The 25,358-nt window shown below is 44.6% G+C and carries 25 protein-coding genes and 2 tRNA genes; 11 read left to right on the forward strand and 16 right to left on the reverse strand.

All coding sequences use genetic code 11. The features are described from left to right. From J2Z69_RS17430 to J2Z69_RS17445, 4 genes are all read right to left on the reverse strand, one after another. Positions 1-2,046: Ig-like domain-containing protein (locus J2Z69_RS17430; protein ID WP_209865652.1), on the reverse strand; the 2,046-nt coding region annotated here is incomplete at its 3' end. A gap of 456 nt (positions 2,047-2,502) precedes the next feature. Then, positions 2,503-2,575, reverse strand: a tRNA-Lys gene (locus tag J2Z69_RS17435). A 7-nt stretch (positions 2,576-2,582) separates the two neighbouring features. Continuing rightward, positions 2,583-2,658 (reverse strand) — tRNA-Ala (locus tag J2Z69_RS17440). Positions 2,659-2,868: 210 nt separating this feature from the next. Continuing rightward, the gene (locus J2Z69_RS17445) at positions 2,869-3,387 is read right to left on the reverse strand and encodes a DUF4352 domain-containing protein (RefSeq protein WP_209865657.1); all 519 of its coding nucleotides are present in this window, start codon (positions 3,385-3,387) and stop codon (positions 2,869-2,871) included. An 81-nt stretch (positions 3,388-3,468) separates the two neighbouring features. On the opposite strand from J2Z69_RS17445, the gene J2Z69_RS17450 reads away from it, so the two are divergent. From J2Z69_RS17450 to J2Z69_RS17480, 7 genes are all read left to right on the forward strand, one after another. Beyond that, complete coding sequence (locus J2Z69_RS17450; protein ID WP_209865660.1) at positions 3,469-4,068, forward strand: TetR/AcrR family transcriptional regulator; 600 nt, start codon at positions 3,469-3,471, stop codon at positions 4,066-4,068. Positions 4,069-4,319: 251 nt separating this feature from the next. Next, entirely contained in the window at positions 4,320-5,096 is a 777-nt protein-coding gene (locus tag J2Z69_RS17455) for an ABC transporter ATP-binding protein (RefSeq protein WP_209865663.1), read from the forward strand. A 166-nt stretch (positions 5,097-5,262) separates the two neighbouring features. Further along, positions 5,263-6,276 carry an aliphatic sulfonate ABC transporter substrate-binding protein gene (locus J2Z69_RS17460; RefSeq protein WP_209865666.1) on the forward strand — a complete coding sequence of 338 codons (1,014 nt, stop codon included), beginning with the start codon at positions 5,263-5,265 and terminating at the stop codon, positions 6,274-6,276. Between the two features lie 23 nt (positions 6,277-6,299). Continuing rightward, a complete protein-coding gene (locus J2Z69_RS17465) occupies positions 6,300-7,163 on the forward strand; it encodes an ABC transporter permease (RefSeq protein WP_209865669.1) in 864 nt (287 codons plus the stop codon). A gap of 2 nt (positions 7,164-7,165) precedes the next feature. Beyond that, positions 7,166-8,008 (forward strand): ABC transporter permease, encoded by an 843-nt coding sequence (locus tag J2Z69_RS17470; protein ID WP_245339437.1) that lies wholly within the window; start codon positions 7,166-7,168, stop codon positions 8,006-8,008. Between the two features lie 294 nt (positions 8,009-8,302). After that, a complete protein-coding gene (locus tag J2Z69_RS17475) occupies positions 8,303-9,661 on the forward strand; it encodes an LLM class flavin-dependent oxidoreductase (RefSeq protein ID WP_209865673.1) in 1,359 nt (452 codons plus the stop codon). Between the two features lie 260 nt (positions 9,662-9,921). Beyond that, positions 9,922-10,731, forward strand: a complete 810-nt coding sequence (locus J2Z69_RS17480) for a hypothetical protein (protein ID WP_209865675.1) — start codon at positions 9,922-9,924, stop codon at positions 10,729-10,731. A 138-nt stretch (positions 10,732-10,869) separates the two neighbouring features. On the opposite strand, the gene J2Z69_RS17485 is transcribed toward J2Z69_RS17480, so the two are convergent. The 6 genes from J2Z69_RS17485 to J2Z69_RS17510 all read right to left on the reverse strand — a co-directional run bounded on the left by J2Z69_RS17485 (position 10,870) and on the right by J2Z69_RS17510 (position 16,787). Then, on the reverse strand, positions 10,870-11,211 hold the full coding sequence (locus J2Z69_RS17485) for a DUF3889 domain-containing protein (RefSeq protein ID WP_209865677.1): 342 nt from the start codon (positions 11,209-11,211) through the stop codon (positions 10,870-10,872). Between the two features lie 133 nt (positions 11,212-11,344). Continuing rightward, the gene (locus J2Z69_RS17490) at positions 11,345-11,677 is read right to left on the reverse strand and encodes a YolD-like family protein (protein ID WP_209865679.1); all 333 of its coding nucleotides are present in this window, start codon (positions 11,675-11,677) and stop codon (positions 11,345-11,347) included. A 415-nt stretch (positions 11,678-12,092) separates the two neighbouring features. Then, a complete protein-coding gene (galU, locus tag J2Z69_RS17495) occupies positions 12,093-12,965 on the reverse strand; it encodes a UTP--glucose-1-phosphate uridylyltransferase GalU (protein ID WP_342591625.1) in 873 nt (290 codons plus the stop codon). Continuing rightward, positions 12,956-13,366 (reverse strand): GtrA family protein, encoded by a 411-nt coding sequence (locus J2Z69_RS17500; RefSeq protein WP_209865682.1) that lies wholly within the window; start codon positions 13,364-13,366, stop codon positions 12,956-12,958. Before J2Z69_RS17500 ends, galU begins: the two co-directional genes overlap by 10 nt. Next, the gene (locus tag J2Z69_RS17505) at positions 13,359-14,339 is read right to left on the reverse strand and encodes a glycosyltransferase family 2 protein (protein ID WP_209865684.1); all 981 of its coding nucleotides are present in this window, start codon (positions 14,337-14,339) and stop codon (positions 13,359-13,361) included. Before J2Z69_RS17505 ends, J2Z69_RS17500 begins: the two co-directional genes overlap by 8 nt. A gap of 15 nt (positions 14,340-14,354) precedes the next feature. Continuing rightward, entirely contained in the window at positions 14,355-16,787 is a 2,433-nt protein-coding gene (locus tag J2Z69_RS17510; RefSeq protein WP_209865686.1) for a glycosyltransferase family 39 protein, read from the reverse strand. A 160-nt stretch (positions 16,788-16,947) separates the two neighbouring features. Here J2Z69_RS17510 and J2Z69_RS17515 point away from each other — a divergent pair, with 160 nt between their 5' ends. The 3 genes from J2Z69_RS17515 to J2Z69_RS17525 all read left to right on the forward strand — a co-directional run bounded on the left by J2Z69_RS17515 (position 16,948) and on the right by J2Z69_RS17525 (position 21,192). After that, positions 16,948-17,637: a response regulator transcription factor gene (locus J2Z69_RS17515; protein WP_209865689.1), complete on the forward strand. Its 690-nt coding sequence runs from the start codon at positions 16,948-16,950 to the stop codon at positions 17,635-17,637. After that, positions 17,634-19,172: a sensor histidine kinase gene (locus J2Z69_RS17520; RefSeq protein WP_209865692.1), complete on the forward strand. Its 1,539-nt coding sequence runs from the start codon at positions 17,634-17,636 to the stop codon at positions 19,170-19,172. Before J2Z69_RS17515 ends, J2Z69_RS17520 begins: the two co-directional genes overlap by 4 nt. 382 nt (positions 19,173-19,554) lie before the next feature. Next, on the forward strand, positions 19,555-21,192 hold the full coding sequence (locus tag J2Z69_RS17525; RefSeq protein WP_209865694.1) for a sensor domain-containing diguanylate cyclase: 1,638 nt from the start codon (positions 19,555-19,557) through the stop codon (positions 21,190-21,192). A gap of 207 nt (positions 21,193-21,399) precedes the next feature. Here J2Z69_RS17525 and J2Z69_RS17530 read toward each other — a convergent pair whose 3' ends face one another. From J2Z69_RS17530 to nrdR, 4 genes are all read right to left on the reverse strand, one after another. After that, positions 21,400-21,804 (reverse strand): GNAT family N-acetyltransferase, encoded by a 405-nt coding sequence (locus J2Z69_RS17530; RefSeq protein ID WP_209865697.1) that lies wholly within the window; start codon positions 21,802-21,804, stop codon positions 21,400-21,402. A 388-nt stretch (positions 21,805-22,192) separates the two neighbouring features. Continuing rightward, a complete protein-coding gene (locus J2Z69_RS17535) occupies positions 22,193-23,104 on the reverse strand; it encodes a DMT family transporter (RefSeq protein WP_209865700.1) in 912 nt (303 codons plus the stop codon). Between the two features lie 69 nt (positions 23,105-23,173). Further along, positions 23,174-23,308, reverse strand: a complete 135-nt coding sequence (locus tag J2Z69_RS19345) for a hypothetical protein (RefSeq protein ID WP_281069422.1) — start codon at positions 23,306-23,308, stop codon at positions 23,174-23,176. A 15-nt stretch (positions 23,309-23,323) separates the two neighbouring features. Further along, the gene (nrdR, locus tag J2Z69_RS17540) at positions 23,324-23,794 is read right to left on the reverse strand and encodes a transcriptional regulator NrdR (RefSeq protein WP_209865703.1); all 471 of its coding nucleotides are present in this window, start codon (positions 23,792-23,794) and stop codon (positions 23,324-23,326) included. Positions 23,795-23,906: 112 nt separating this feature from the next. Between nrdR and J2Z69_RS17545 the strand changes: the two genes are divergently transcribed. Next, positions 23,907-24,125 (forward strand): alpha/beta-type small acid-soluble spore protein, encoded by a 219-nt coding sequence (locus J2Z69_RS17545; protein WP_209865706.1) that lies wholly within the window; start codon positions 23,907-23,909, stop codon positions 24,123-24,125. A 74-nt stretch (positions 24,126-24,199) separates the two neighbouring features. Here the strand turns inward: J2Z69_RS17545 and J2Z69_RS17550 are convergent, their stop codons facing one another. Together J2Z69_RS17550 and coaE are read right to left on the reverse strand one after the other, a co-directional pair. Further along, positions 24,200-24,763 carry a lytic transglycosylase domain-containing protein gene (locus J2Z69_RS17550; protein ID WP_209865709.1) on the reverse strand — a complete coding sequence of 188 codons (564 nt, stop codon included), beginning with the start codon at positions 24,761-24,763 and terminating at the stop codon, positions 24,200-24,202. After that, positions 24,760-25,356 (reverse strand): dephospho-CoA kinase, encoded by a 597-nt coding sequence (gene coaE / locus J2Z69_RS17555; protein ID WP_209865713.1) that lies wholly within the window; start codon positions 25,354-25,356, stop codon positions 24,760-24,762. Before coaE ends, J2Z69_RS17550 begins: the two co-directional genes overlap by 4 nt. Positions 25,357-25,358 lie beyond the last annotated feature (2 nt).

Consider the following 25,358-nt stretch of genomic DNA (forward strand, 5'->3'; position numbering starts at 1 on the left):
TTTGCCGCTGACATCACTGCTGGTCCAGGTCACCGTTTGCTCGGCCCCACCAACTGCGCTTACCTCCGCGGTAAGCTGCTGGCTTCCTCCTTGTACTACGCTTTTGCTGCTCGGATCGACAACTACACGCGTTACGGCTGGCGTGGCTGGCACTGTCAGTTTCTGAATACGATGGTTGAAAGTATCCGCCACATACATGTTCCCGCTGCTGTCTACCGACAATCCATATGGATTATAAAACTCGCCCAAGCTTGTTCCATTACTGCTACCGCTCTTTTTCCACTCGCTCCATGTATTCGTCGATTCGGTCAACTTCTGTATGCGATGGTTGCTACTATCAGCCACATACACGTTCCCACTGCTGTCTACCGACACTCCAGTTGGATTACTAAACTCGCCCAAACCGCTTCCTGCGCCGCCGCCAACCTTTTTCCACTCGCTCCATGTATTTGTCGATAGGGTCAGCTTCTGTATGCGAAGGTTGCCACTATCAGCCACATACACATTCCCGCTGCTGTCTACCCCCAATCCATATGGATTACTAAATTCGCCCAAACCGCTTCCCGCTCCGCCGCCGACCTTTTTCCATTCGCTCCATGTATTTGTCGATAGGGTCAGCTTCTGTATGCGATGGTTGAAAGTATCAGTCACATATAGATTCCCACTGCTGTCTACCGCCACCCCATTCGGACTATTAAACTCGCCCAGGCCATTTCCTGCGCCGCCGCCGACCTTTTTCCACTCGCTCCATGTATTTGTCGATAGGGTCAACTTCTGTATGCGATGGTTGCTACTATCAGCCACATACACGTTCCCACTGCTGTCTACCGACACTCCAGTTGGATTACTAAACTCGCCCAAGCCACTTCCCGCACCGCCGCCGACCTTTTTCCACTCGCTCCATGTATTCGTCGATAGGGTCAGCTTCTGTATGCGATGGTTGAAAGTATCAGCCACATACACATTCCCGCTACTGTCTACTGACACTCCTCTTGGAAAAGCAAACTCGCCCGGAATATTTCCGTTAACCGGTCCTATTACACTCGACTGAGTCCATGTATTGTTGGCTGCGCTCAGCTTCTGAACAGTATGACCGTCATCGGCGACATATACATTCCCACTTCTGTCTACCGCCACGCCATTTGGACTAATAAACTCACCCAAGCCATTTCCTGTACCGCCGCCAACCTTTTTCCACTCGCTCCATGTATTCGTCGATAGGGTCAGCTTCTGTATACGATAGTTCGCACTATCAGCCACATATACATTCCCGTTACTGTCTAATGCCACTCCTCTTGGATTGTTAAATTCGCCCAAACCGCTTCCTGAGCCTCCGCCAACCTTTTTCCACTCGCTCCATGTATTCGTCGATAGGGTCAGCTTCTGTATACGATGGTTGAAAGTATCGCCCACATAAATGTTCCCGCTGCTGTCTACTGCCATTCCATTAGGAAAATTAAACTCACCCAAGCCGCTTCCTGTGACTCCGGCGCCGCTGCTCTTTCTCCACTCGCTCCATCTATTCGTCGATAGGGTCAGCTTCTGTATGCGATGGTTGCTACTATCGGCCACGTACACATTCCCGCTGCTGTCTACCGCCACTCCCCTTGGATTGTTGAACTCGCCCAGACCGATTCCTGCACCGCCGCCGACCTTTTTCCACTCGCTCCATGTATTCGTCGAAAGGGTCAGCTTCTGTATGCGATGATTGCCTGAATCGGCTACGTACACATTTCCGCTGCTGTCTACCGCCACTGCACTTGGACCATTAAACTCACCCAAACCGCTTCCTACGCCGCCGCCGACCTTTTTCCACTCACTCCATGTATTCGTCGACAGGGTCAACTTCTGTATGCGATGATTGGAAGTATCAGCCACGTACACATTCCCGGAGCTGTCTACCACCACTCCTTTAGGAGAGATAAAACCTCCCGGGTTCGAACTGCTGATTGGCCCAATCCGGCCAAATTGACTCCATGTCTCAGCTGCTGCATATACCGGAAATTGTACAATATATGTACTGGCAATAAGCAACGCCATGCTCATGAAGCATAGCTTCCTCAACCATATTTTCGCTTTTCTTTGATGATTCATAGCTCTCGTCCTCTCTTCGACAAAAATCTGATTTATTATACAAAAACACAATAAACAATTAATAAACAAATAAGAGCCTTGGAATCCCGATCGATTCCGAGGCTCTTTATACTTCTATTAATAAGGTGCTAGACTCTCAGCAAAACCTGTCCTCCACGTCGGATACAATGGCTTCCAGCCGTAATCTATTCGAGCCTTGGAATAAATGAAGATACCTATCCTATATAAAATCCTATGTAAAAAAATACATTTGATATTTCAATTGATTATACACCTATGTTTTACAGAGAAACAGCGCCCCTTCCTCTGTACAACAATCACACTATAATTAGATATTAGGCTGGCTTTCTACTTTCTCAAATACAGCAAAAGACCACCTAAAATGGTGGTCTTTTTCATAAATATGGATGGACTCTCAGGGACTCGAACCCTGGACCAATTGATTAAGAGTCAACTGCTCTACCAACTGAGCTAAGAGTCCACAGTTGTGGTGGAGCCTAGGGGGATCGAACCCCTGACCTCATCGCTGCCAGCGATGCGCTCTCCCAGCTGAGCTAAGGCCCCTTGTCGTTCGGAATTAACGTTCTCATTACCTACCGTTTTCTTTCCGCCAGAATAATATATCACACTCCATAGATATATTGCAAATTTTTTATATGAAGATAACCAAGCTGACACACCCCGCTAATGAATCTTTCATAACTGAGGTAATACACTTCATTATACAATCCAACAATAATTATGCACTAATGTTCTAATGTGCCTCAAACTATATTATGGACGTTTTCTAACTGTATCAAAATAAACTTTTCTTCCTTCAGATGGATTAAAGAACAAATTATATTTTTCAATATTTAAATCCAATGGAACATTAAAAAGCACAGTCCCCTTAACCGTCTCATTCGGTTTTAAATGATCTGCAATAGCCAGCAAACTAGCATTTCGAACTTTACCATCTGCACGCTGAAGATAGAATGTCTCTTTCATAAGCATCTGCGGATGATTGGACCGATTATGTATACTAACCTCAAAACCTATGAAACGATCAGGACCTTGATTTTCCGATATATCGGTAACATTTAGTTCAAAAACACCTGTGTTTGCGGTCTCCCCCATGATGTATGAATCTTGAATCTGATTATCTACAAGTTCAGCCCTCTTGGTTGCAAAGTTCTGAAATATAATTAGAGCAAATATAAGCAATAAGATGATTATCGTCCAAGAAATAACTACTGTAGTTTTTTTACTTTTCACAGTCTCAACAGAAAATTCAACTCGACGATGACTCCTCATAAACGTTCGTTTCCTCCTCTAAATTATCCCTATGCTATGATACCTATATTCGAAGTATAAGCTAGCAAGGAGGCTCCCGTCTTGTCCCCTAGAAATATAATACGAGATCAGCGAGTACGTGAGGAACGAATTGAGCAAATTCTAAATGCGGCCATACGTGTAATTTCTACCAAAGGTATTGGAGCTGCAAGTATGAGTGATATCGCCAAGGCAACTGGGATCAGCATCGGGAATATGTATCACTATTTTAAATCCAAGGATGACATCTTCGCAGAGGTCCTCAGGCAAGGACAACTGAATTATGGACACAATCTGAGCCTTTTAGAAAAAAATACTGAACTGGACACCTACCAAATCCTGCATCAATTTGCCTGCGACTGGCTTGCGAATCCTATTAATTGGGCCTATACGATTATGTTACAAAGTGCACGTACAACGGTCTCGGTTCCACATCATATCCGGCAAGATGTTACGGATCGCTTCACCGTTAACCTTCAGCCCATGGCTCGAATTATAGAGAGAGGTCAATCCCAAGGTCACGTCGTAGATGGTGATCCGCTTCAACTTGCGTTCTATTTTGTTAGTCTAATTCAGGGACTTACCCTTCAGCGTGCACCCGGTTATGAAATACCTGTATCTATTAATGTCGATCAGATCATACGTCTGTTTTGCCCCCTCTAGTACATTCCATTTAGCAATCGACATTAATCCAAGTGAACAGATGGGATAAAACCATTGACATATTCTTCCGCGCCTTGGTAGAATGCATGTAACAAACCGAATATATATTCATATTGTATACATAGATCTACCAGACCAACTGGAGATTACGGCAGTTTAAGAGTTACGTACTTCGTATCTCAAGAGCTGTCATTTCTTTAATCATAATTCCGATAATTCTCATGCGTTTATTATTAGATTGGAGGTTGGTTATGTCAGCTCCTTCTTTGATCATTGATCAGTTAAATCGCACGTTCGCTTCTCCTTCTGGTCCTGTCCATGCCCTATCTCAGATTCAATTAACCGTTAAGCAAGGGGAGTTCATTACGCTCATCGGACCCAGTGGTTGCGGCAAAAGCACGCTTCTTAAGATCGTAGCGGGGCTGGATACGGAATTCGAAGGACAGGTTCATCTGAATGGAAAGCCCATTCTAGGACCAGGAATTGAGAAAGGGGTTATTTTTCAGGAACCTCGATTATTCCCTTGGCTTACCGTGGAGCAGAATATCGCCGCCAATCTCTCACTTAAGAAGCCCGAGATCAAACAGCGCGTTCAGGAATTAATCGCCTTAGTTCGTTTGCAAGGCTTTGAATCTTCGTACCCACGGGAACTGTCCGGCGGGATGGCACAGCGTGTAGCTATAGCCCGGGCTCTGCTCAGAAATCCAGAAGTGTTACTGCTGGATGAACCGTTCGGAGCATTGGATGCTTTTACTAGAGCTCATATGCAGGAAGTTCTGCTCGATATCTGGCAAAAAAACCGTACAACAATGCTCTTCGTGACGCACGATCTGGATGAAGCTGTATTTCTGGGAGAGCGAGTCGTAATTATGAACCCAAGACCTGGTCATATTCGAGAAATTTTATCTATCGACTTACCGTTTCCACGGACGCGCACGGGGTCTTCCTTCCAAGAGTTAAGACGACTTGTACTGCAAGCTTTTGAGAAAGTAGATGGTCCCGCTATCGATCCAGGAGCTGGGATTTAACTTACTTTTACTCGGTAGGTAATCCATTTTCACATTCTATAACTATCTAGATCTCATAATTCGTAATTTCGTAATTTCGTAATTTCGTAATTTCATAATTCATAATTCATAATTCAAAATTTCATAAATAATTCTGTCTTCCACCTAAATATAAGGAGCGATCTCCATGAAAAAATGGTCAATTGCGTTACTTCTCCTCATTACAGTACTAGCTACAGCCGGATGTGCTAGCAAAGATACGACGAAGACCGTAACCGCAGACGGAAAAACGGACTATAAAGGACTTACGTTAACGTTAGGTGTACAAGGAACGGGTGGATTATTCGCCAAAGCTCGGGAAGAGAAATGGTATGAGCAGGCTTTTGAGAAGCTGGGCGTAACCGTTAAATGGGCTGAATTCCAGAGTGGACCTCCGATGACGGAAGCCATGGCTTCTAACAAACTAGACTTTGCCGGACTTGGCAACATGCCCATCATTGCGGCACAGGCAGCAGGCATTCCGTTCGAGATTATTTCACAGGTACTCGATGGTAAGCGTAATACAGCAATCATTGTGCCCGCCAAAAGCACACTCAAAGATATCAAGGATTTGAAAGGCAAAAAAGTGGCGGTAGCTAAAGGCAGTAACGCCTATAACTTGCTTACACGCAGTCTGCATGATGCAGGGGTAGAAGCCTCTGATGTGCAAATCATTCAGCTCCAGCCGAATGATGCTCAGCCTGCTTTTGACTCGGGACAGGTGGATGCTTGGGCAACTTGGGATCCATTCATTACAATTAATACCCTGACCGGCAAAGGCAAAGTGCTATATGAAGGTGAAGCTCTAGGTGTCTTAGCTCCTTCGTTCAATATTGTACGTAAAGAAATCGCCGATAAGTATCCTGAGCTAGTCTCTACCTACTTGTCTGTCTATGAAAAGTCCCTCCAGTGGGAAAAAAATAATCATACGGAAGTCACCAAAAAATATGCGGCAGATTACAAAATTCCTGTTCCTATAGTAGAAGGCATGCTTCAACGTTCCACTTCCATTAACATTCCGGTTACCCCAGAAATAACTGCAGAACTTCAGAAGACCGCCGATTTCCAATCTTCTATTGGAACGATCCGCAAAAAAATCGACGTATCCAAGATCGTCAATAACACCTTCATTAATGAAGCGCTCAAATCCAGCACCAAGTAACTCACGAGAGGAGAAGCTACGCTATGTATGAGGCAAATCCAAGTCCCAAAGTGGTCCCACTTCCAGAACTTAAGGTGAAGCCCCAGCGAAAAAGAGCACCTCGGCCCCGCCAGATTCTTCTTACGAATCGACTCATCGGATGGCTGCTTCCGGTGACTATCATTGTCATCTGGCAGCTTGCTGGTCAGGCAGACCTCCTGAATCCCATTTTATTACCGACTCCACTAGATATCGGGGAAGAACTGATCTCTATGCTTCAAAGTGGGGAGCTTATGCGGAATCTGGGTGTTTCGGTTTGGCGTGTCGTGCTGGGCTTTATCTTTGGGGGGAGCCTCGGCATTGCGGCTGGATTATGGGTAGGCTTCTCAGTGAAAGCCGAGCGGCTGATTAATCCCTCTTTGCAGATGTTACGCACGCTTCCTCATCTGGCCATTGCTCCGCTATTCATTTTATGGCTTGGATTTGGGGAGACTTCCAAAATTCTATTGATCGCTAAGGGTTCATTCTTCCCGCTGTATGTGAATACGTTCCTCGGAATCCGATCGGTAGACAATAAATTGTTTGATGTAGCTCGGGTGCTGGAATTCTCTCGCTGGCAGATGATTGCTAAGTTGATCCTTCCCGCGGCTCTTCCCAACATTTTGTTAGGGGCACGCTTATCGCTGGGCGTAGCTTGGATCGGTCTGGTCGTTGCAGAAATGATGGGATCAAGCTCCGGCATCGGCTTCATCATTAACGACGCCCGCGCGTTATCCCTAACTACTGTGATGTTCGTAGGTATTCTAATCTTTGCTTTAGCCGGGAAATTATCGGATTCCCTCGTCTTCTGGGTAGAGAAACGCTTGCTTCGCTGGAGAGACAACTACGAAGGAGAAGGAGGACATTAATGATGGCTGAATCCCGTCCACACTTTGCTTCAGATCCACCAATTCAGGTAACCGCTAATTCAGACTCTCGGCTCGGCTGGCTAAATCATATTCCTTCATGGCTCCACGGTTGGCTCGTCCCTATTGTGGTGCTTGCACTTTGGCAACTCTCTGGATACTTGGGATGGGTTACTCCGACCCAGCTGCCTACACCGCTTGCCATTTTACGTCGATTCATTGAACTTGCACTGAACGGTGAACTGTATCGGCATGTATCGATTAGCTTCGTACGCGCCATTGCCGGATTTGCCCTAGGCTCCATAGCTGGGCTTGCCCTAGGTACCTTTACAGGAATAGGTCGGCTAATTGAACGAACGCTTGATCCTTCCTTACAGATGCTGCGCACCATTCCATTGTTAGCGCTGACCCCCCTATTCATTCTGTGGTTCGGCATCGGGGAATTCAGTAAGATGTTGCTCATCTCACTAGGTGCATTTTTCCCCGTATACCTCAATACGTTCCTAGGTATTCGAAGTGTGGACTCGAAGCTGTTCCAAGTAACCCGTATTCTTGGTTTCTCCCGCTGGCAGATGATCCGTAGATTAATTCTTCCGACGGCACTACCGAATATTTTGCTAGGACTTCGCCTCGCTTTAGGGATCTCTTGGTTAGTTCTCGTATTTGCAGAGATGATGGGAACGAGCTCGGGGATCGGCATTATGATTGAGGAGGCTCGGGGTTACTCCAATACGGATATTGTATTTGTAGGCATTATTCTATTCGCCATCGTGGGTGCCTTATCGGATTATGTAGTACGTAAGCTTGAAAAGAAACTGTTAGGTTGGCGTGACACGTACACAGGGTGAAGAGCTATGACGATTCATCTAGTAAGGACAACTCTAGAGGGTGATAACTTTTCTACTATAGGAAGCAAGTTCATTACTATGTACTGAGTTTTTCAGGTGATTAGAGATGATTCCCATTAAATTTCACTAGGTCACACAAAAGGGATTACCAGAGTTTCGGGAGTTTCGGGAGTGCTATGATTTTTGGAAGTTACTGGAGTTGCCTGAATTACCATAGATGAGAAAGAGCGGAGCTACACAGCGCATCTATATATCTATCCAACAACATTTAACTTTAAGGAGGTTCATGACTCTATGACTCAAAGCAATCGTACAGATCAGCTTCATCTAGGAGCCTTTATCTACTATGCGGGACACCATCATGCAGGATGGCGCCATCCTGATTCCGGCGTGGAAGAATTATTCGAATTTGAAATGTATCAAAAATTAGCTCAGATCGCAGAGCGCGGCAAGTTCGATATGATCTTTTTTGCAGATTTGCTACATGTGCAGAACGTAGACCAAGCGGCCGTGGGTATGCTGGATCCTATGACTTTATTATCAGCACTGTCTGCCGTAACTAGCCGCATTGGACTTACAGCCACTGTATCTACTACTTATAATGAGCCATACAATGTTGCCCGCAAATTCGCAACGCTGGATCTGATCAGTAAAGGAAGAGCAGGCTGGAATATCGTTACTTCGCAACTCGATATTGAAGCTCACAACTTCGGACGCGACAAACACCCAGAACATGCGCTGCGCTATCAGATGGCAGAGGAATTCGTAGAGCTCACCACGCGTCTATGGGATAGCTGGCTCGAAGATGCGCTGGTACTCAATCGCAAGACTGGACAGTTCGCTGACTCCGCTAAAGTTGTACCTGTTGATTTCAAGGGACAATGGTTCAGCAGCAAAGGACCACTCACCGTTCCCCGCCCTCCGCAGGGATATCCCGTGTTGATCCAAGCCGGATCTTCTCCGCAAGGACAGTCTTTTGCTTCCCGATACGGTGAAGTAATTTTTACAGCCCAACAGACGCTGGAATCCGCCAAAGCCTTTTATAGTGGCTTGAATGCCAAGCTCGTGGAATCCGGCCGTAAGCCCGGTAGCCTTAAGATCATGCCAGGCATTTCTCCTATTCTGGGGGCGACCGTAGAAGAAGCGCAAGCGAAAGAGCGTCAGCTGCTTGATCTGATTCCAGTCGAAGCTGCCGTTGGTATCTTATCTCATTTCCTTAGTTTTGATCTTTCTTCTTATGACCCTAATGGACCTTTACCTGACATTCCAGATCCCGTAGAGAAATCCAATGGGATGAAAAGTCGTGTGCAGCTCATTATGGACACAGCCCGTACGCAAAATGTCTCGATTCTAGAGCTAGGTCGAAAAATGCTAGGCGCACGAGGACACTTACAATTCGTAGGTACGCCGGAACAGCTAGCCGATCTCATGCAGTTATGGTTCAATGAGTACGCTTGCGATGGATTCAATGTGATGGCGCCTGTCCTTCCCGGCGACTTTGAATTATTCACAGATGAAGTCGTTCCTCTCTTACAAGAACGCGGCATTTTCCGTAAAGAATATACAGGAACTACACTTCGCGAGCATCTGGGGCTTGCCCGTCCTGAGCCCGGACATTTCAGACAACCGGCATCATCTGGTGTTCAGCAATAAAGAAGGTTTACAAAAAACCCCCTGTTTCTAGGGGGTTTTAATGTTTCATGTTGACTAGAGTGACCTTCTATTATTTTGTTACTATGTCTATCATCTAAATTAATTTTAAAATATATTCTAGACTATACTATATTTTAACTTTATTATCATATTATGTAATAATATTTTTGAATGGAGGTGCCAATTTCAAAGATTATAATTTCTCAGATTATGATATTCCACTAGATTCTATAGTTAGTATGCTAAAAATGAGCTTCTCATTGGAAAATTGGGATCAATCCCTCGCTCTTGCTAATCAATTGATCGTGGTAATTACAAGAATCTCACAGGCAAGCTCCTATACATTAAATACTCCGCATCCTTCGTCTTTACAAAGATCTATAACTTATTATTTTGGGTTTGGATATCTCATGCAAGGCCTTGCTTACCATAAGAAAAAACAGTATTCACAGTCTTTACTTTCCATAGAAAAGTATGCCGATTTAGATTGGATTCTTGAAACCGGACCTGAAGCTGAAAAGGATAAAAAACAATTTTTGCTATACTCTATTGCGAATACCTTTACAGTAAAACTTCTTTCTGGTGATCTCTCCCCACTTCAGGAATATATGAGACTACTTATGGAGAACCCTAAAGAACGTCTATCCGGTCTTATTACGATTTTGGAAGCCGCAATTGAACATAATTTAGATGTTCATGCCGAGTTAAGCATTTTATTTAGTAGTCTTCTCCCCTTCCATCAGTACGATCAATTCTATCAAAATTCATGCCTATCTGCCTACAATCTAGCCTCCATCTACTATCTCAAGAAGCATCGTTTTAACGACGCCATGGACTGTATACTATATGTCTTGGACTACTCCAAACAACTTCAAGATGATCGCCATTTCATAAGGGGGAATGCCTTATTCGAAGCTTTCCGTCCCTATGCCTCTCTTAAGCAATTAGAGCGATTTGCCCACATTCAAATCACCTATGTCCGAGAAGAAATTGAATCTAAAGAAGGTCTAGATCTTGAGATCGGCGTCCTTCATTCGTCTTCTAATATTTTGCCTCTATCCTCTCTGTAGTCATACTCTCGCAACCTTTAGCTTCCAGTAAAAAAAGCCTTGGGGGAATGGGGTAAGTCCCATGTACCTTAAGGCTTCAGTCTTATAAATTAGTTCTTGTTTCGAATATACCAATTCGCGAACTGAAAAGACTCACCTTTACGGCTGAGTCTTTTCGTACCGAATACCGAGAAGTTCTCCTGACTTTTCATCAAACTGAACATGCACAAAGACACCAAACTCTTGTTCAGATTTTTTACGTACAATGAGTTTGAACTGTTCTTCTACGACATCCCCTTTAATCGGCTTCCGACCGACATGAAGATAGTCTGTAATATCTGCATTGTATTTTTTCTGCGTCTCTTTGACAGCGATGGTGCCCCACTTGGCATAAGAAGGGTCTGTTCCAGCATAAGTCTGCGTGGGTTCCGCTAATCCTAGAGCAAGGGCCATGAAGGCCGTCATCAGGACCAGCCCCGATTTTTTCAGCAAATGTCTCATTATTGTCCCTCCAGTTCCTATATTTCACATAGTATCTAGAGATGGTTTGAAAAATATACTTCATTGCTAAGAGAATTTAATTGTTTTTCTGTTCTAGTATGTCATCCTCCACACACGGATGAGGATACACAATTTACTCGTATGCACCCAAGATTTCTTTAATACGAATCCATTCCCAGCCATCCTGCCATTGTAATTTAATCTCTCTACTGTGCGTATGAATAGAAGTAACGATGCCTCGAAGTTCTCGGGTCTCATATTCCCCATAAATTCGAAGAGTAACCTGAACGTGGCTGCGCAGAGATTGATCTAACAGACGCTCGATCTCCTCCATTTCCTGTGGATCTAGAATGGGTTTCATTTGACGATGTTGTTCACGTCCTGCTCGTAGAATAGCCGCCTTATGTTCAGGTAACATCATTCTGGAGGATTCCCATAATCCGTTCGCCTCCAATTTTCCCGCCATACTCTCTCTTCCTTTCTACTTCATCTATATAGTTCATTATTATAATATGCGAACACTTGTTTGTATTATATCCGATTTTCTATTTTTTATTCAATGTCAATAAGAGGGTTTTCTGGCAGACCTCTAGAATGAACTACTTGTACGAACTAACAGAAAGAATGAATGCAAACCATTAAAGTTAGGATGTTATATATGATAAAGTCAATTCCCGCTTTATTTATTATTCCATTATTAGCACTCATACTATGTCCTTTAGTGTTACACAGTTCTACATTATCTGATCTAACAAAAGGATTAACCGTTGGCCTATTTCTAGGGCTATTTATCGTCGTTTTGTTGAAGATATATATCCCCCAATTCAAAAAACCCTCTTCAAGTTTAAACTCGAAGAGGGTTGTATCATGTTCATAACGTGTTACCAATTCACCAACTGCTTCAAATAAGGCTTCAAGAGAGGATGAAGCTCCTCTTGATTCAGTCCAATCTCCAGTGTGGCCTGAATATACCCGAATTTATCGCCGATATCATATCGCTTGCCGCTCAGTTCTAAAGCTAGCATCTGCTCTTCTCGGCATATAGCATGGAGAGCATCGGTTAGTTGATATTCGCCTCCTGCTCCGAGATCCATGTGCTCTAGCACATCAAAAATGGAAGGTTGAAGCACATAGCGTCCGACTACAGCCAGTTGAGAAGGACTTTGCTCAGGAGAAGGTTTCTCTACAAGTCCATCCACTTCATAACGTCCTTCCCCACCACCCGAAGGATCAATAATGCCATACTTGCTCACATCTGCTAAAGGTACATGCTTAACTCCAACGACAGGGCGACCCGTCTCCTCGAATAAGGAGATCATCTGGCGGGTAGCCGGGGGATCGGAGACCATGATGTCATCGCCGAGCAAGACAGCGAATGGTTCATCACCAATGAATTGGCGCGCGCACAAGATAGCATGGCCTAGACCTAGTGGTTCTTTCTGCCGGATGTAATGAATTCCTGCCAACTCGCTGATCGCTTCCATTTCATGCAGCAATTTAGACTTGCCTTTCTCACGCAAAATGCGTTCCAGTTCTACCGATTTATCGAAATGATCCTCTATCGATTTCTTGTTCCGCCCAGTCACGATAATAATGCTCTCAATGCCTGATTTCACGGCTTCTTCTACAATATATTGAATGGCTGGTTTATCTACAATGGGAAGCATTTCCTTCGGTTGGGCTTTGGTCGCAGGCAGGAATCGCGTACCCAATCCTGCTGCGGGGATAACTGCTTTTCTTACTTTCATACGGATTCACTCCTGTCTTTGGGTATAGAACGGAAAACCCAGAATCGGCTTCCGATATAGTTCACAATCATACTAGCTGCGGTTGCTGTGAGCTTAGATGCTGTAAGGCCCCAAGTAGCCCGATCATATAGCAGATGGATAATTAGGGAAGAGACTGCCAAAGCAACTAGATTAATGATGATAAAACGAGCTAATTTTGCACCCGCATGCTGTTCCTTTTGCTCACGGAAAGTCCAATTGTTATTCAGAGCATAGCTGTTCAGTACACCGCAAGAATAAGAAATGATCTGAGCTAAGATGGCTCCTACGCCACCCCAACTAAGTAAAGTAAAGATGCACAAATCAATAATGGTGTTCAAGGCCCCGACGAATCCGAATTTGAACAGTTGAGCTAGTCGCTTATTCATAGGAAGAAGCGCGTTCGCGTCGTGCTATTCTGGAATCTGCAAGCCCCTGCGTCTCCCTAACAATATAGAGGGGGCGGCCTTTGGTCTCATCATAGATGCGCCCAATATATTCCCCCAGAACACCCAGCATAATTAGAACGGCTCCATCAAAAATTAACGTAATGCCGACAAGCGAGGGCCAGCCTTTACTTGTCGCATGCGTGAAGATGGCTAGATACAGTACATAGAGCAGATACACAAATCCAAAAGCGGATAAAGCCATACCTAGATATCCCGCAAGCTTAAGCGGCTTATAGGAAAAGGACATGATTCCGTCTAAAGAGAGTTTAATCATTTTTTTCAGCGGATACTTGGTCTCCCCTGCCAGACGTTCGTCCCGTTCGTACTCCACCGGCGTCTGCCGAAAACCCACCCAGCTTACCAAGCCGCGAACGAAACGGTTCTTTTCGGGAAGACGCTTCATCTCCTCGACGACTTTTCGATCCATCAGGCGGAAATCCCCTGTATCGACCGGGATATCAATTTCGGTAGTCGCTCGCAGTACACGGTAGAACAGACTGGCCGATGTTTTTTTGAAAAAGGTCTCACCGCTTCGCTTAATCCGCTTGGCATAGACAACTTCGTAGCCTTCTTTCCATTTCGCAATCATCTGCAAAATAAGTTCAGGAGGATCTTGGAGGTCGGCATCGATGATGACGACCGCCTCCCCAGATGCATAATCCATCCCTGCCGTAACTGCAATTTGGTGACCAAAATTCCGCGAGAAATCAATGAGTCGCACCGTCTCATCCCAGCAGCTGTAATCTTTAATCATCTCAGCGCTTTGGTCTTTACTTCCGTCATTCACAAATATCAATTCATACGTATCCCCTGTGGTACTCATCACTTTTTTGATACGTCGATAGGTCTCTTGAATTACGGCTTCTTCATTGTACATAGGAATGATAATCGAATATTTGATCTGCTTACTCATAGCGGATCCTCCCTTCTATTTAGCTGCAGAATTAAGTTGTACTTCGTATAATGTCGCTGCTCCGCTGCGTCCTGGCATCGCACTATCCTCTTCAGAGGTCGTCGTAGTCTCTCCCCATGTAGAAGCGGGAATTACCGTTCCGTTGGCCTTGATCCAAGTGGTTAGATCGGAAGTTCCTTCTCGTCCGCCGCCCATACCGCCACCGATGAGGAAGTATTTCACTTTGCCTGTTTCTACAAGGGTTTTGAGCTTCGCCGTAGTGTATACAGGATCAGAACCTGAGAATCCACCCAGAATAATTGCTTTTTGTTGCTCGTCAATCATATAAGGGGCTGCTGTACCATAACTGTTTGTTGCAAATAGGTACTTATAACCAGCGTTATTGGCTTTAAGATAAGCCAGCAGCTTGGCGTTGACTTTCTCACTTTCGCCGCCACCCATGCTGCCACCCCGATCACGATTTGTCGTTTTATGATCATTATCTGCGGAATTAGACACGTCTCCTTGTCCCGGTACCGTTGCCGTACCTGACGAGGAATCGCTACCTGAATTCATGCCTGGTGGCATCGTCATCTCACCACTAGCGTTATCTCCCATACCGCCTGGGAATCCCATACCGCCTGGGAATCCCATACCGCCGCCCATGCCGCCCATCCCATTACTTGTACCCGGGCCAGCTTGGGGAATCATACTGTTCAGTCCATAAGTTATCGGAGTCAGCGCCCAGAATGCAGGTCCAATGAGCAGAACAAGCAAACCTGCTACCGCAGCTGTGTGTTTCCACGCATGTTCACGACGTTTGATGACTATTAATATTACCGTAACGGCAATACCTGCTACTAATATAGCTATAGACCAACCCGAGCCAATCTTAGAATTAAAAGCTTGAACGATATAATATTGGAACCCTGCTGTCAGCAGAACTCCTATAGGAAGCAGCCATGACTGCCAATCTTTCCGTTCTTGGTAAGCTGTCCAGAGAACGGTCCATCCTGCACCCACTAATGCCGCGATTGGAGGTGCTAACATAATTAGGTAATAGTGATGGAAGAATCCTGCAATACTGAAGAATACCATTCCCGGTGCAAGCCAAGCCATCCAGAACAAACTTTCTTTATGCTTTTGTGTGAATTTATTAAAAAAGTGTCTACGCCGAACGTCAGCGAATAGAGCGATACAAGCTAGGAGTACAAAAGGAAGCAACCAACTGGCTTGACCGGATAGTTCAGTCTGGAAGAGACGAAGTGGGCCTTTCGTTCCCGTTCCGAACATCCCTCCCATTCCACCACCGCCTTGACCATTACGACCGCCATCCTCACGGTTCCAGGGATTATTTCCTTGCGTCTGGCCTGCATTACCGCTACCGCCATCTGAACCCTGAATTCCTTGACCATTATTTGTTCCAGAAGGAGGCGTCACTGCATTGCCATCACTTGGGCTACCTGCCGCGGTATTCTGACCATTGCCATTCGCTTGGTCGGTTCCCTTTGATGCATCATTATTGTCTGCTGTACTGCTGTTTGATGGAACACTTCCGTTCGAAGGTGCATTTCCATTTGGGCCCTGCCCATTCTGACCGCCTGGGAAGTTGCCCTGCATTTCCCCATTCATACCTGGAGGCATGCCGCCACCTGCTCCGCCACCACCACCGTTTTGATTCCCGGTTAGACGAGACACCCCGTTATAGCCAAAAGCAAGTTCCAATACGGAGTTAGTCTGACTACTCCCGATATAGGGACGATTATCCTTGGAAATGGAATCTACCGTAACTGCCCAGGATAGGGAGACCGCTGCAAGTACAGCCGTGCCTGCAACCAATACGCCAAGCTTCTTTTTCCAAGGAAATGAACAAGCCATAATATAAAATAAGTAGAACGCCGGTAGGACCATATAGGCCTGAAGCATCTTCATATTGAAGCCGACGCCGATAAAAGCAAATGCCGCAAGCAGATGAATGACCTTGCCTTGCCGAACTCCACGGAATAAGAACCATGTAGCCAGAAGCAAAGTAAAGACCAGCATACTATCGATATTGTTCGTGCGGCTCACCGCCACCGCGATGGGTGTAAGCGCCATAGCTAGCGAAGCCATTCTTGCGGACGTTCGGCCGAATGTTGGCTTGACCAACAGATAGACTAGAATTACCGATCCCACACCGGCAAGCGCTTGTGGCAAAATCACACTCCAACCGTGTAATCCAAAAATATAAGCACTCACCGTCTGAATCCAGAACACTACAGGCGGTTTGTCTACCGTTACGCTCCCTGCTGAATCTAATGAACCATAGAAAAAGTTATGGAAGTTCTCCAGCATACTAGCGACTGCTGTGGTGTAGTACGTATTCGCGTACTTGTCATTCCAAATGCCATACCCATTCAAAAAAGCTGCAATCACTACAATGAACAAAAGAACTTTATCTCTGCCTAATTTCTGTATGAAATTTCTCATCTCTCTTCATCACTCCCTTGATTAACCTGTCTCCATTGTGCCATCCTTATCTGAAGTGGGTATGAGTGCCCGCTGAATGTTCGCTGAATGTATTTTTCAGCCTAAATTCAGCTTGATGGACGATACTAAGGAAGAGAAAGATTAGCAGGAGGAATTCGCCATGAAACCCCCAAAAGGAATTCGAATTTTACTAGTAGATGATGAACCGCATATTCTTCAGTTCTTAGAACTTGGCCTATCTAGCGAGGGATTTGAGATCAAGACCGCTCCCGATGGAGCCTCGGCCGTAGAGATTGCCCCTTTATTCAAACCGCATGTCATTATCTTAGATGTGATGATGCCAGAAATGGACGGATTTGAAGCCATTGCTCGTCTAAAAGAAAACCTTAGCTACGGCGCTGGCATTATTATGCTTACAGCCAAAGACGAGGTGGAGAATCGAGTTAGAGGACTCACACTCGGCGCTGACGATTATATGATTAAGCCATTCAGTTTTGATGAACTATTAGCACGTATTCAAGCAAGGCTGCGCAATCAGTTCCCAGACCTGCTCGGAGAAGTGGTGCATGGACCTTTTCGTCTAGACGATCGCAGGAAAGAAATTACGCACCAAGATAAAGTGCTTGAACTATCGCCGACGGAGTATGAACTTCTGAAATTCATGGTGATGAACCATGGGATTGTCTTAAGCAAGACGCTCATTTTGGACCGGGTATGGGGATATGATTTTGGAGGAGAAGAAAATATTGTAGAGGTATATGTCCGCTCTTTGCGCGACAAGCTGGGGGATAAAGAACATCGCTTAATACGTACGCTGCGCGGTGTGGGCTATCGGGTAGATTTACCATGACCAAGAAGCGGAGTCACCCCCCTACCCGATCTCTGAAGGAACGCTTGTCCCCTCGTTCTTTGCGCTCCCAACTTCTAGTACGCTCCTTGTTCATCTTAGCTGCACTGCTTATGCTAATTGGCGGATTGCAATATTGGTTGATGAAAGATTTCCTATATTCAAGCCGGGCTGAAGCGTTAGAGGCACAGATTATGTCCCTTCCTGGAGGTCTCCTAGGTACAAAGGAAGCCATAGAGAATCGACCTGCCCAGACCGATGAAGAATCGTCAAAGTTCGAAGCTGGCGTACGAAAACTCGGCAGACCTTTTTTATTCCATGAGACCTCGCTTGCTTTAATCGATCAAGAAGGTAATTTCAAAGACATTTCGGCTGAATATGGTATGACCGCACCTCAGCTTCAGAAAAATGTGTATGTCCAGCGACTACAGCAAAAAGAGACACTGCCTATGGCGCCGAACGAATCCAAGTACGAAATCGCTCAAGATAACAAAGGGAATGAACAGCTTATTGTCATACGTCATGCGCGTACACATTCGCCTAGTGAAACACCCAGTCTTATTCAAATGGGAATGGATACGGCCCCCCTAAGAGATCAGTTACTGCAGCAGCTTCTCATTTTCACGGTGTTATCTGTTCTGGCTTTAGCTGGAGGACTTCTTCTCTATATTCCTGTGCTTCGCAGAACATTAATACCTCTTTCTCGTATGGTGGAAGTCGTTCAACAGACAGATGCCGGGAACCTTGCAGAACGGTTCCCCGAAGCCCAAGGACAGACCGAGATAGACCGTCTATCTGCTTCATTTAACGGGATGCTTGAGAGACTAGAACACTCCTTTGATGCGGAAAAAGAATCTAAAGAACGCATGAGACAATTCATTGCCGATGCTTCTCATGAACTACGTACTCCGCTTACCTCCATTCATGGATTTTTGGAAGTTCTCATGCGGGGAGCCGCGGACAATCCAGAGAAGTTACAAGCTGCATTAAGAAGCATGCATGGCGAGTCTAGACGCATCAATAAACTTGTCGAGGATCTCCTGCTGTTAACGAAGCTCGATCAAGCTCCTCAAATGATTTTTCAGCAGGTTCGTATGGACGCTTTACTTTATGAAATGCAGCCGCAGCTCCACATGCTGGCCGGCGAACGAACCGTTGACATGGATATTACAGCAGATGTAACGGCTCTTGCAGACCCCGATCGTATGAAGCAAGTGATCTTAAATCTATTCCACAATGCAGTGCAGCATACGCATCCGGAACACGGCTTAATTCGTGTATCATTGCAGGCATCAGAAGATATGATCACCTTGCAGATTCAAGACAATGGGAGCGGTATTGAACCCCAGCATCTGGCACACATTTTTGATCGATTCTACCGAAGTGAATCTTCTAGAACTCGTAAATCAGGTGGGGCTGGTCTAGGTCTCTCCATTACTCAGGCGATTATTGAAGCTCACCAAGGAACCATTCGAGCAACAAGTCAGCCTGGAAAAGGCACAACCTTATGTATTGAACTTCACGCGAGTCAGGTGTAATGCTTATCCTAAAATTAGAAAACTCCGGATGCGCAATGCGCACCGGAGTCCGTCTAATGTTTAGTACAAGCTAAATGTCCGAGTAATGATTACAAGTAGAATGAACAATACCAGAATAACACCTGTAGAAGTGAATGCTCCGTATCCCGCTCCGCCACCACAACCTATTCCTGACATGGTAACTCCTCCTTTATGATAGCTTACGAAGTATGATATGCAGTCTAAAATCGTCGCGTCAGGGGCAACCACCTACTTTGATAAGCAAAAAATAGCCTGCTTTACAATTCAACATTTTCAGCCGATATACTACATATCACGTTCATTTTCGACAATTTATACTTATTTACAGCCATTTACTTATGCATGCTAGGAGAAATGTCCCTTGTCCTTACGCTTACGCTCTATTGTTGCCATTGTGTTCGCCATTCTTATTGCCATCTTAACAGGGCTTCTTAGCTGGATCATTGAGCGGGAGTCGACGGAAGAAGTGAAGAAGACGATCGGGGGATCTTTAGCAGAGACCTCCTATCAGATGGCCGAAAAGCTAGATTATTTCATGTGGTCCAGAGCTGGAGAGATTCAAATGCTAAGTAAGCTGGATGCATTCCGTAGTCCAGATCAACCCGAAGATATCCGTAAGCTACTCGATCAATTAAAGACGAGCTTCCCTGTATTTACGTGGTCAGGCTTCATGGACACCAAAGGAAATGTACTCGCCTCTACCGACGGTATCCTTACCGGAATGAACTTGTCAGAGAGGCCTGTCTTTACGGAAGCGCAAAAAGACCTATTTATCGGGGATGTTCATAATGCCAAACTCCTAGCGTCTTATATCCCTCACAAACAAGATGAACCGCTGCAATTTGTTGATATCAGTACACCCGTCTATGCTAAGAATGGAAAGCTCGTAGGTGTTCTTGCCGCACATCTTAGCTGGGAATGGTCCCGTCAAGTAGAGCAATCTATCCTCAAACCTCTGGAGAACCGATACAAAAATATTGAGATCTTCATTATTAGCAAAAAAGATCGCACTGTGCTGCTGGGTCCTTCTTCAATGGTTGGACATCCCTTGAATATTCCTCTTGTAGACGAGGCTCGGGCAGGTCAAAATTCTTGGGAACTCGCCAAGTATCCAGATGGACGCAGCTATTTAACGGGATTTGCTTATGGGCAAGGGTATGAAAATTATGCCGGACTAGGTTGGTCTATTCTGATAAGAGAACCCGAAGATATTGCTTTTGCTTCGGCAACGAAGCTTAGTCATACTATACTTTTAACGGGTACAGCCGCAGCGGTGGTATTTGCCATATTCGGTTGGTTTATTGCAGGTTGGATCGCACGCCCACTCAAGCGAATTGCACTTGCAGCAGATCTCCTTCGTAGTGGGGAACAGGTACATATTCCAATCTACCGTCATATTAAGGATATTGAAATTCTCTCCTCATCTCTTCAAAATCTGGTGCATAACTTAACACGTACGGAAGATCAACTAGGACAGATGTCCATCCTAGCTCTACACGACAAACTTACTGGACTACCTAACCGCATTGCCCTCGGAGACCATCTGTCCCGATCGATCCGAGAAGTCCATGGACATGAAGAGACATTGACCTTGCTATATATTGATTTAGATGGATTCAAAAACGTAAATGACACATGGGGACATCAGACCGGGGATCAGCTCCTCCAGCTTGTCGGACAGCGAATGAAAGAATGTATCCGTCCTCAAGATTTCATATGCCGCATGGGTGGAGATGAATTTGTAATTGTGCTGCATACGCCAGCAGTACATCCCATACTGGAAGCGCGGAAGATAACGGAACGACTAATCACTACTTTGAACCTTCCCTTCTCTATCGATCAGGCCCTTATCCATATCGGTTGCAGTATTGGCGGAGCTGTCTATCCTTTAGATGATAGCGACCCGCTTCAAGTGATTCGTTTTGCAGATGAAGCCTTATATGCTTCCAAAAAAGCAGGCAAGAATCAAGCTACATTTACTTCGGAATTGTTACCATAACTTCTTTTAATTCCGAGCAAATAAAGGATTATAGGGTTTGGTTGATTTATGGAGGATGTTGATTTAACGGGGTTCTGAATTGGAGAGTATTCAGCTTTTATAAATTAGTTATAGAAGGATTCATTAAAAAAGCAGCGGCAGAACAAGACTTGATCATAGAGTCTTAGACTGCCGCTGTTCTTGAATTAGCGTGTCCTGTTAGTTCAATCATATCAACTCTGAGATAAACATTGGTGTAGCCCCATCCTCTGTATAAAAGCCAAATTTATTATAGAACTCCACTGCATGAGGATAAGAAATTAATACTTTTGTTTTACACCCTTTATATCGATCAAGCATTATATTCATCATTTCTTTACCTATACCTATACTCTGATAACTTGGATGAATAAGCATATAATGAAAATATACCGTCAAAATACCATCTGACAAAGCATTGATTAAACCGACAAGCTTTCCTCCTTCCCAAGCGGTCACAATGGAATGAGACCCTCCGATGGCTTGGAAAAGCTCGTTTGGATACTTGCCAGACTCCCATTCTACCGATAAAAATAACTCTTCGAGTGCATCCTTAGTGATATCCTCTTTGCTTGAAGCGTAATATATACTCATTCCTATAAATTCCTTTCATACAACTAACTACGGCACAACATCTGTTTTGAACTCCCCTATTTCGATGGTTTTGCAATTCTTACGAAGTCATAAAAGTCAAAAAAATAATACCCTTTTAAAGCAATTCCGGATTCATCTAAGTAAATAATTACTTTATTCACCTCAATATACTATTAAAAATATGTATACAAAATGGATTAACTGAAGTGGAGTTTGTATATACCTACATTAGAGAATTCATGAGAATGCTTTATATATTTAAACATTCTCATCCTAAGATGCTTTTATTTTCTTAGATACAGAACTTTTTTAACACTTTTATATTGAAAAAGGACATCCACTTAAGATGAATTAAGATGAATGTCCTTTTTTTTCAGCTTTTTTTGCATCACGAAGGTTGTTGCTGCAGTGGAGCCTCAGGTATGCGTACAACCCAGAAATACAATCCAATTCCAATTAGTGTCATTGCTCCTCCTACCAACGCAAAAGCGGTTATCGGTTCGTCTAAGAACATTGCCGCCAAAGCAATCGCAAATACGGGCTCTCCAATAATCGCCATTGAGATTGTAGACGCAGGCATCACTTGCAATAGACGATTGAATAGCATCTGTCCAAAGATGGTAGGTACTACCGCTAACAATATGAAAATAACCCAATTCGAGCCTGAGTATTTTACGAGTTCTATGCCATTTCCTAAGTTGTATCCAAGTAAAAGCAAGCCTCCAATAGCAAATACGAAGAAACTATACACCATAGAAGGCATCTTTTTGCAAAGATTTTGACCGGTTAACATATACAGCGCATACGCTACGCCACCCAGCAAAGACAGTAAATCTCCCCATAGTGCTTCACTAGATAACCCTATGTCACCCCAGGCAATTAGGATGGAACCAACCATCGCGAGGGATAGCGCTGCCGCCGCCGACCAAGCCGTTCTTACTCGGTAGAACAAATAGGAACCTGACATTACAAATACAGGTTGTAACGATAAAAGAATCATGGAACTTGCAACAGACGTATGATTTAATGATTCCATCCAAAGTAGAAAGTGCAGACCTAGAAAAAGACCGGCGAGAAAAAGGAGTCCAATTTCCTTGCGACTTAGACTACGTAAAAGTGTATTTATCGTACGCCATTTCAACCATGGACTAATGAATATAAGGCAAAAGAACAAGCGATACATGCCCATAACAGGTGCAGGAGCCGATGATAATTTGATAAAAATAGAGGATAACGCGATAGAGATGATTCCAATGATGAGTAAGCCTAGATGTGGATAGGCTTTCTTGCTAGCTTGCATGGTAATAGCGCCCCCTACAATACAGAACTGAACATAAATTATTTTTTTCGCTTACAACGCAAAGACCTGCTAGAACAGCAGGTCTTTGCGTATGATATACGTCATGAAAATACCATGCGATATCATCTTCCTTCCGATTATGGTGAATTCACTGGCTAAGAATCCAAGCGAAAGACCGACTTTCTTCGCTGCACGCATTCTCATCTTCACCTCTCGCCTCTACTCGTCTACGGATGTGTTTTTAGATAAAAGACCTTTCAATTCTTTCATGAACATATTAATATCCTTGAATTGACGGTACACAGAAGCGAAGCGGACGTATGCTACTTCATCAATAGGGTAGAGCTGTTCCATTACAAGTTCACCAATTTGACGACTCTCCGCTTCGGCAATGGCCGTATGTCTTAGAGATCGCTCCACTTCAGAGACCATGGATTCCAATTGATCGATGGAAACAGGTCTTTTCTCGCAGGCACGGATGAGACCTCTCAGCATCTTATCTCGGCTGAACTCTTCTCGGCTTCCATCCTTTTTGACGACAATCAGTGGCGTCTCTTCCACCATCTCAAACGTAGTAAATCTGCGGCTACATTGCTCGCATTCTCGTCTACGTCGTATGGAGCGATTCTCGTTAGCAGGCCTAGAATCCAGCACTTTCGTCCCTAAATAGTCGCAGTATGGACACTTCACAGCATCACTTCCTTCCAAAATAAGATTCCCATTATCTTCAATAATATTTGTGTTATGAGATTTGAGGTTCCGGCACATAATACTTGTACCAACCGGAGGAGGTGAATCAACAATGGCTCAAAACAACAACACAAACGACTTGGTAGTAAAACAATCTTCTGGAGCTTTGGAACAAATGAAATACGAAGTAGCTCAAGAACTTGGCATTTCTTTTCCTCAAGACGGATATGCAGGTAACTTGACTTCTTTTGAGAACGGTTCGATCGGTGGTTACATCACGAAACGTTTGGTGACACTAGCAGAACAACAATTGGCTGGTCAATACAAATAATGAATGAGAAAGCATTGGCTCAGGGAAACCTGGTCAATGCTTTCTTTTTAGAGCCTATTAGATCGTCCCCTGCATTAAAATTCTTTGTATATATCCACATACTGCTGATAATAATGTGATACTCGCTGTACATAGTGCCGAGTCTCCCCAATGGGAATATTCTTCACCGTATCCAGTCGTCCATCCCATGTGCCACTTTTTAACCAGCCTTTCACTTTCCCAGGTCCCGCATTATAGGCTGCAATCACGGCAATTTCATTGTTATTAAATTGACTGTAGAGCGATTTCAAATACCATGTACCGAGCTGTATATTGCGATCCGGCTCCCGTTTGAGTGTATCTAAGCTTATATCCGGAAGATTCGCCTTTCCTATGATCCATTTGGCTGTATCCGGCATAATCTGCATCAGTCCCAAAGCCCCTTTGGGCGATTCTTGACTAGCTTTATAATTCGTCTCGACTCGAATAATAGCGGCTACTAAGAAGGGATCCACTTTATTCGTCTCGGCATGATGACGAATTTCGTCCTTATAGTGAATAGGATAAAATAAAGTTAACCACTGCGTATTGACGAAGATTAGTACTAGAAAGGAGAGGAATAAGACAAGCAATACTCTCTTTTTACGAAGCCATTTCATGACAGACCCCGATCTGCCATGTACTGATGAATCTGTCGCTCCGTTTCCGCAAGAGTCCCCCTATTATCAATCACAACATCTGCGAGTTCTCGTTTGCGTTCGATGTCCCACTGCGAGGCAAGTCTTGCCTCAGCCTCTTCCTTCGTTAGGCCATTACGTGCCATGAGTCTTGTTCGTTGTATATCCGCCGGCACATAGACCACCAAGACTTCATAGAAATCATTCCCTTGTCCTGTCTCGTAGAGCAAAGGAATATCTGATATCACTAATTTCCCCGGTTGCGCTGCGTCATATGCTGCAGCTCGGCTTCTCATTTCAGCGCGTATCGCTGGATGTGTAATGGCTTCTAAAGCTTTACGTTCATCTGGATGGTTGAAAATAAGACTTCCCAGCTTAGCTCGGTCTAGCGTGCCGTCTTCTCGGATCATCACAGATCCGAATCGCTTCGCTACTTCGGCCAGCACCGGATGCCCGGGCTGCATCACTTCCCTAGCGACGGCATCTGCATCAATTAAAAGGGCTCCCTGCTGTACGAACAACTGGGAGACCGTACTTTTTCCCGATGCAATTCCACCGGTCAGTCCGATATTCATAA

The sequence above is a fragment of the Paenibacillus shirakamiensis genome (genome assembly GCF_017874255.1).
Taxonomy (GTDB): domain Bacteria; phylum Bacillota; class Bacilli; order Paenibacillales; family Paenibacillaceae; genus Fontibacillus; species Fontibacillus shirakamiensis.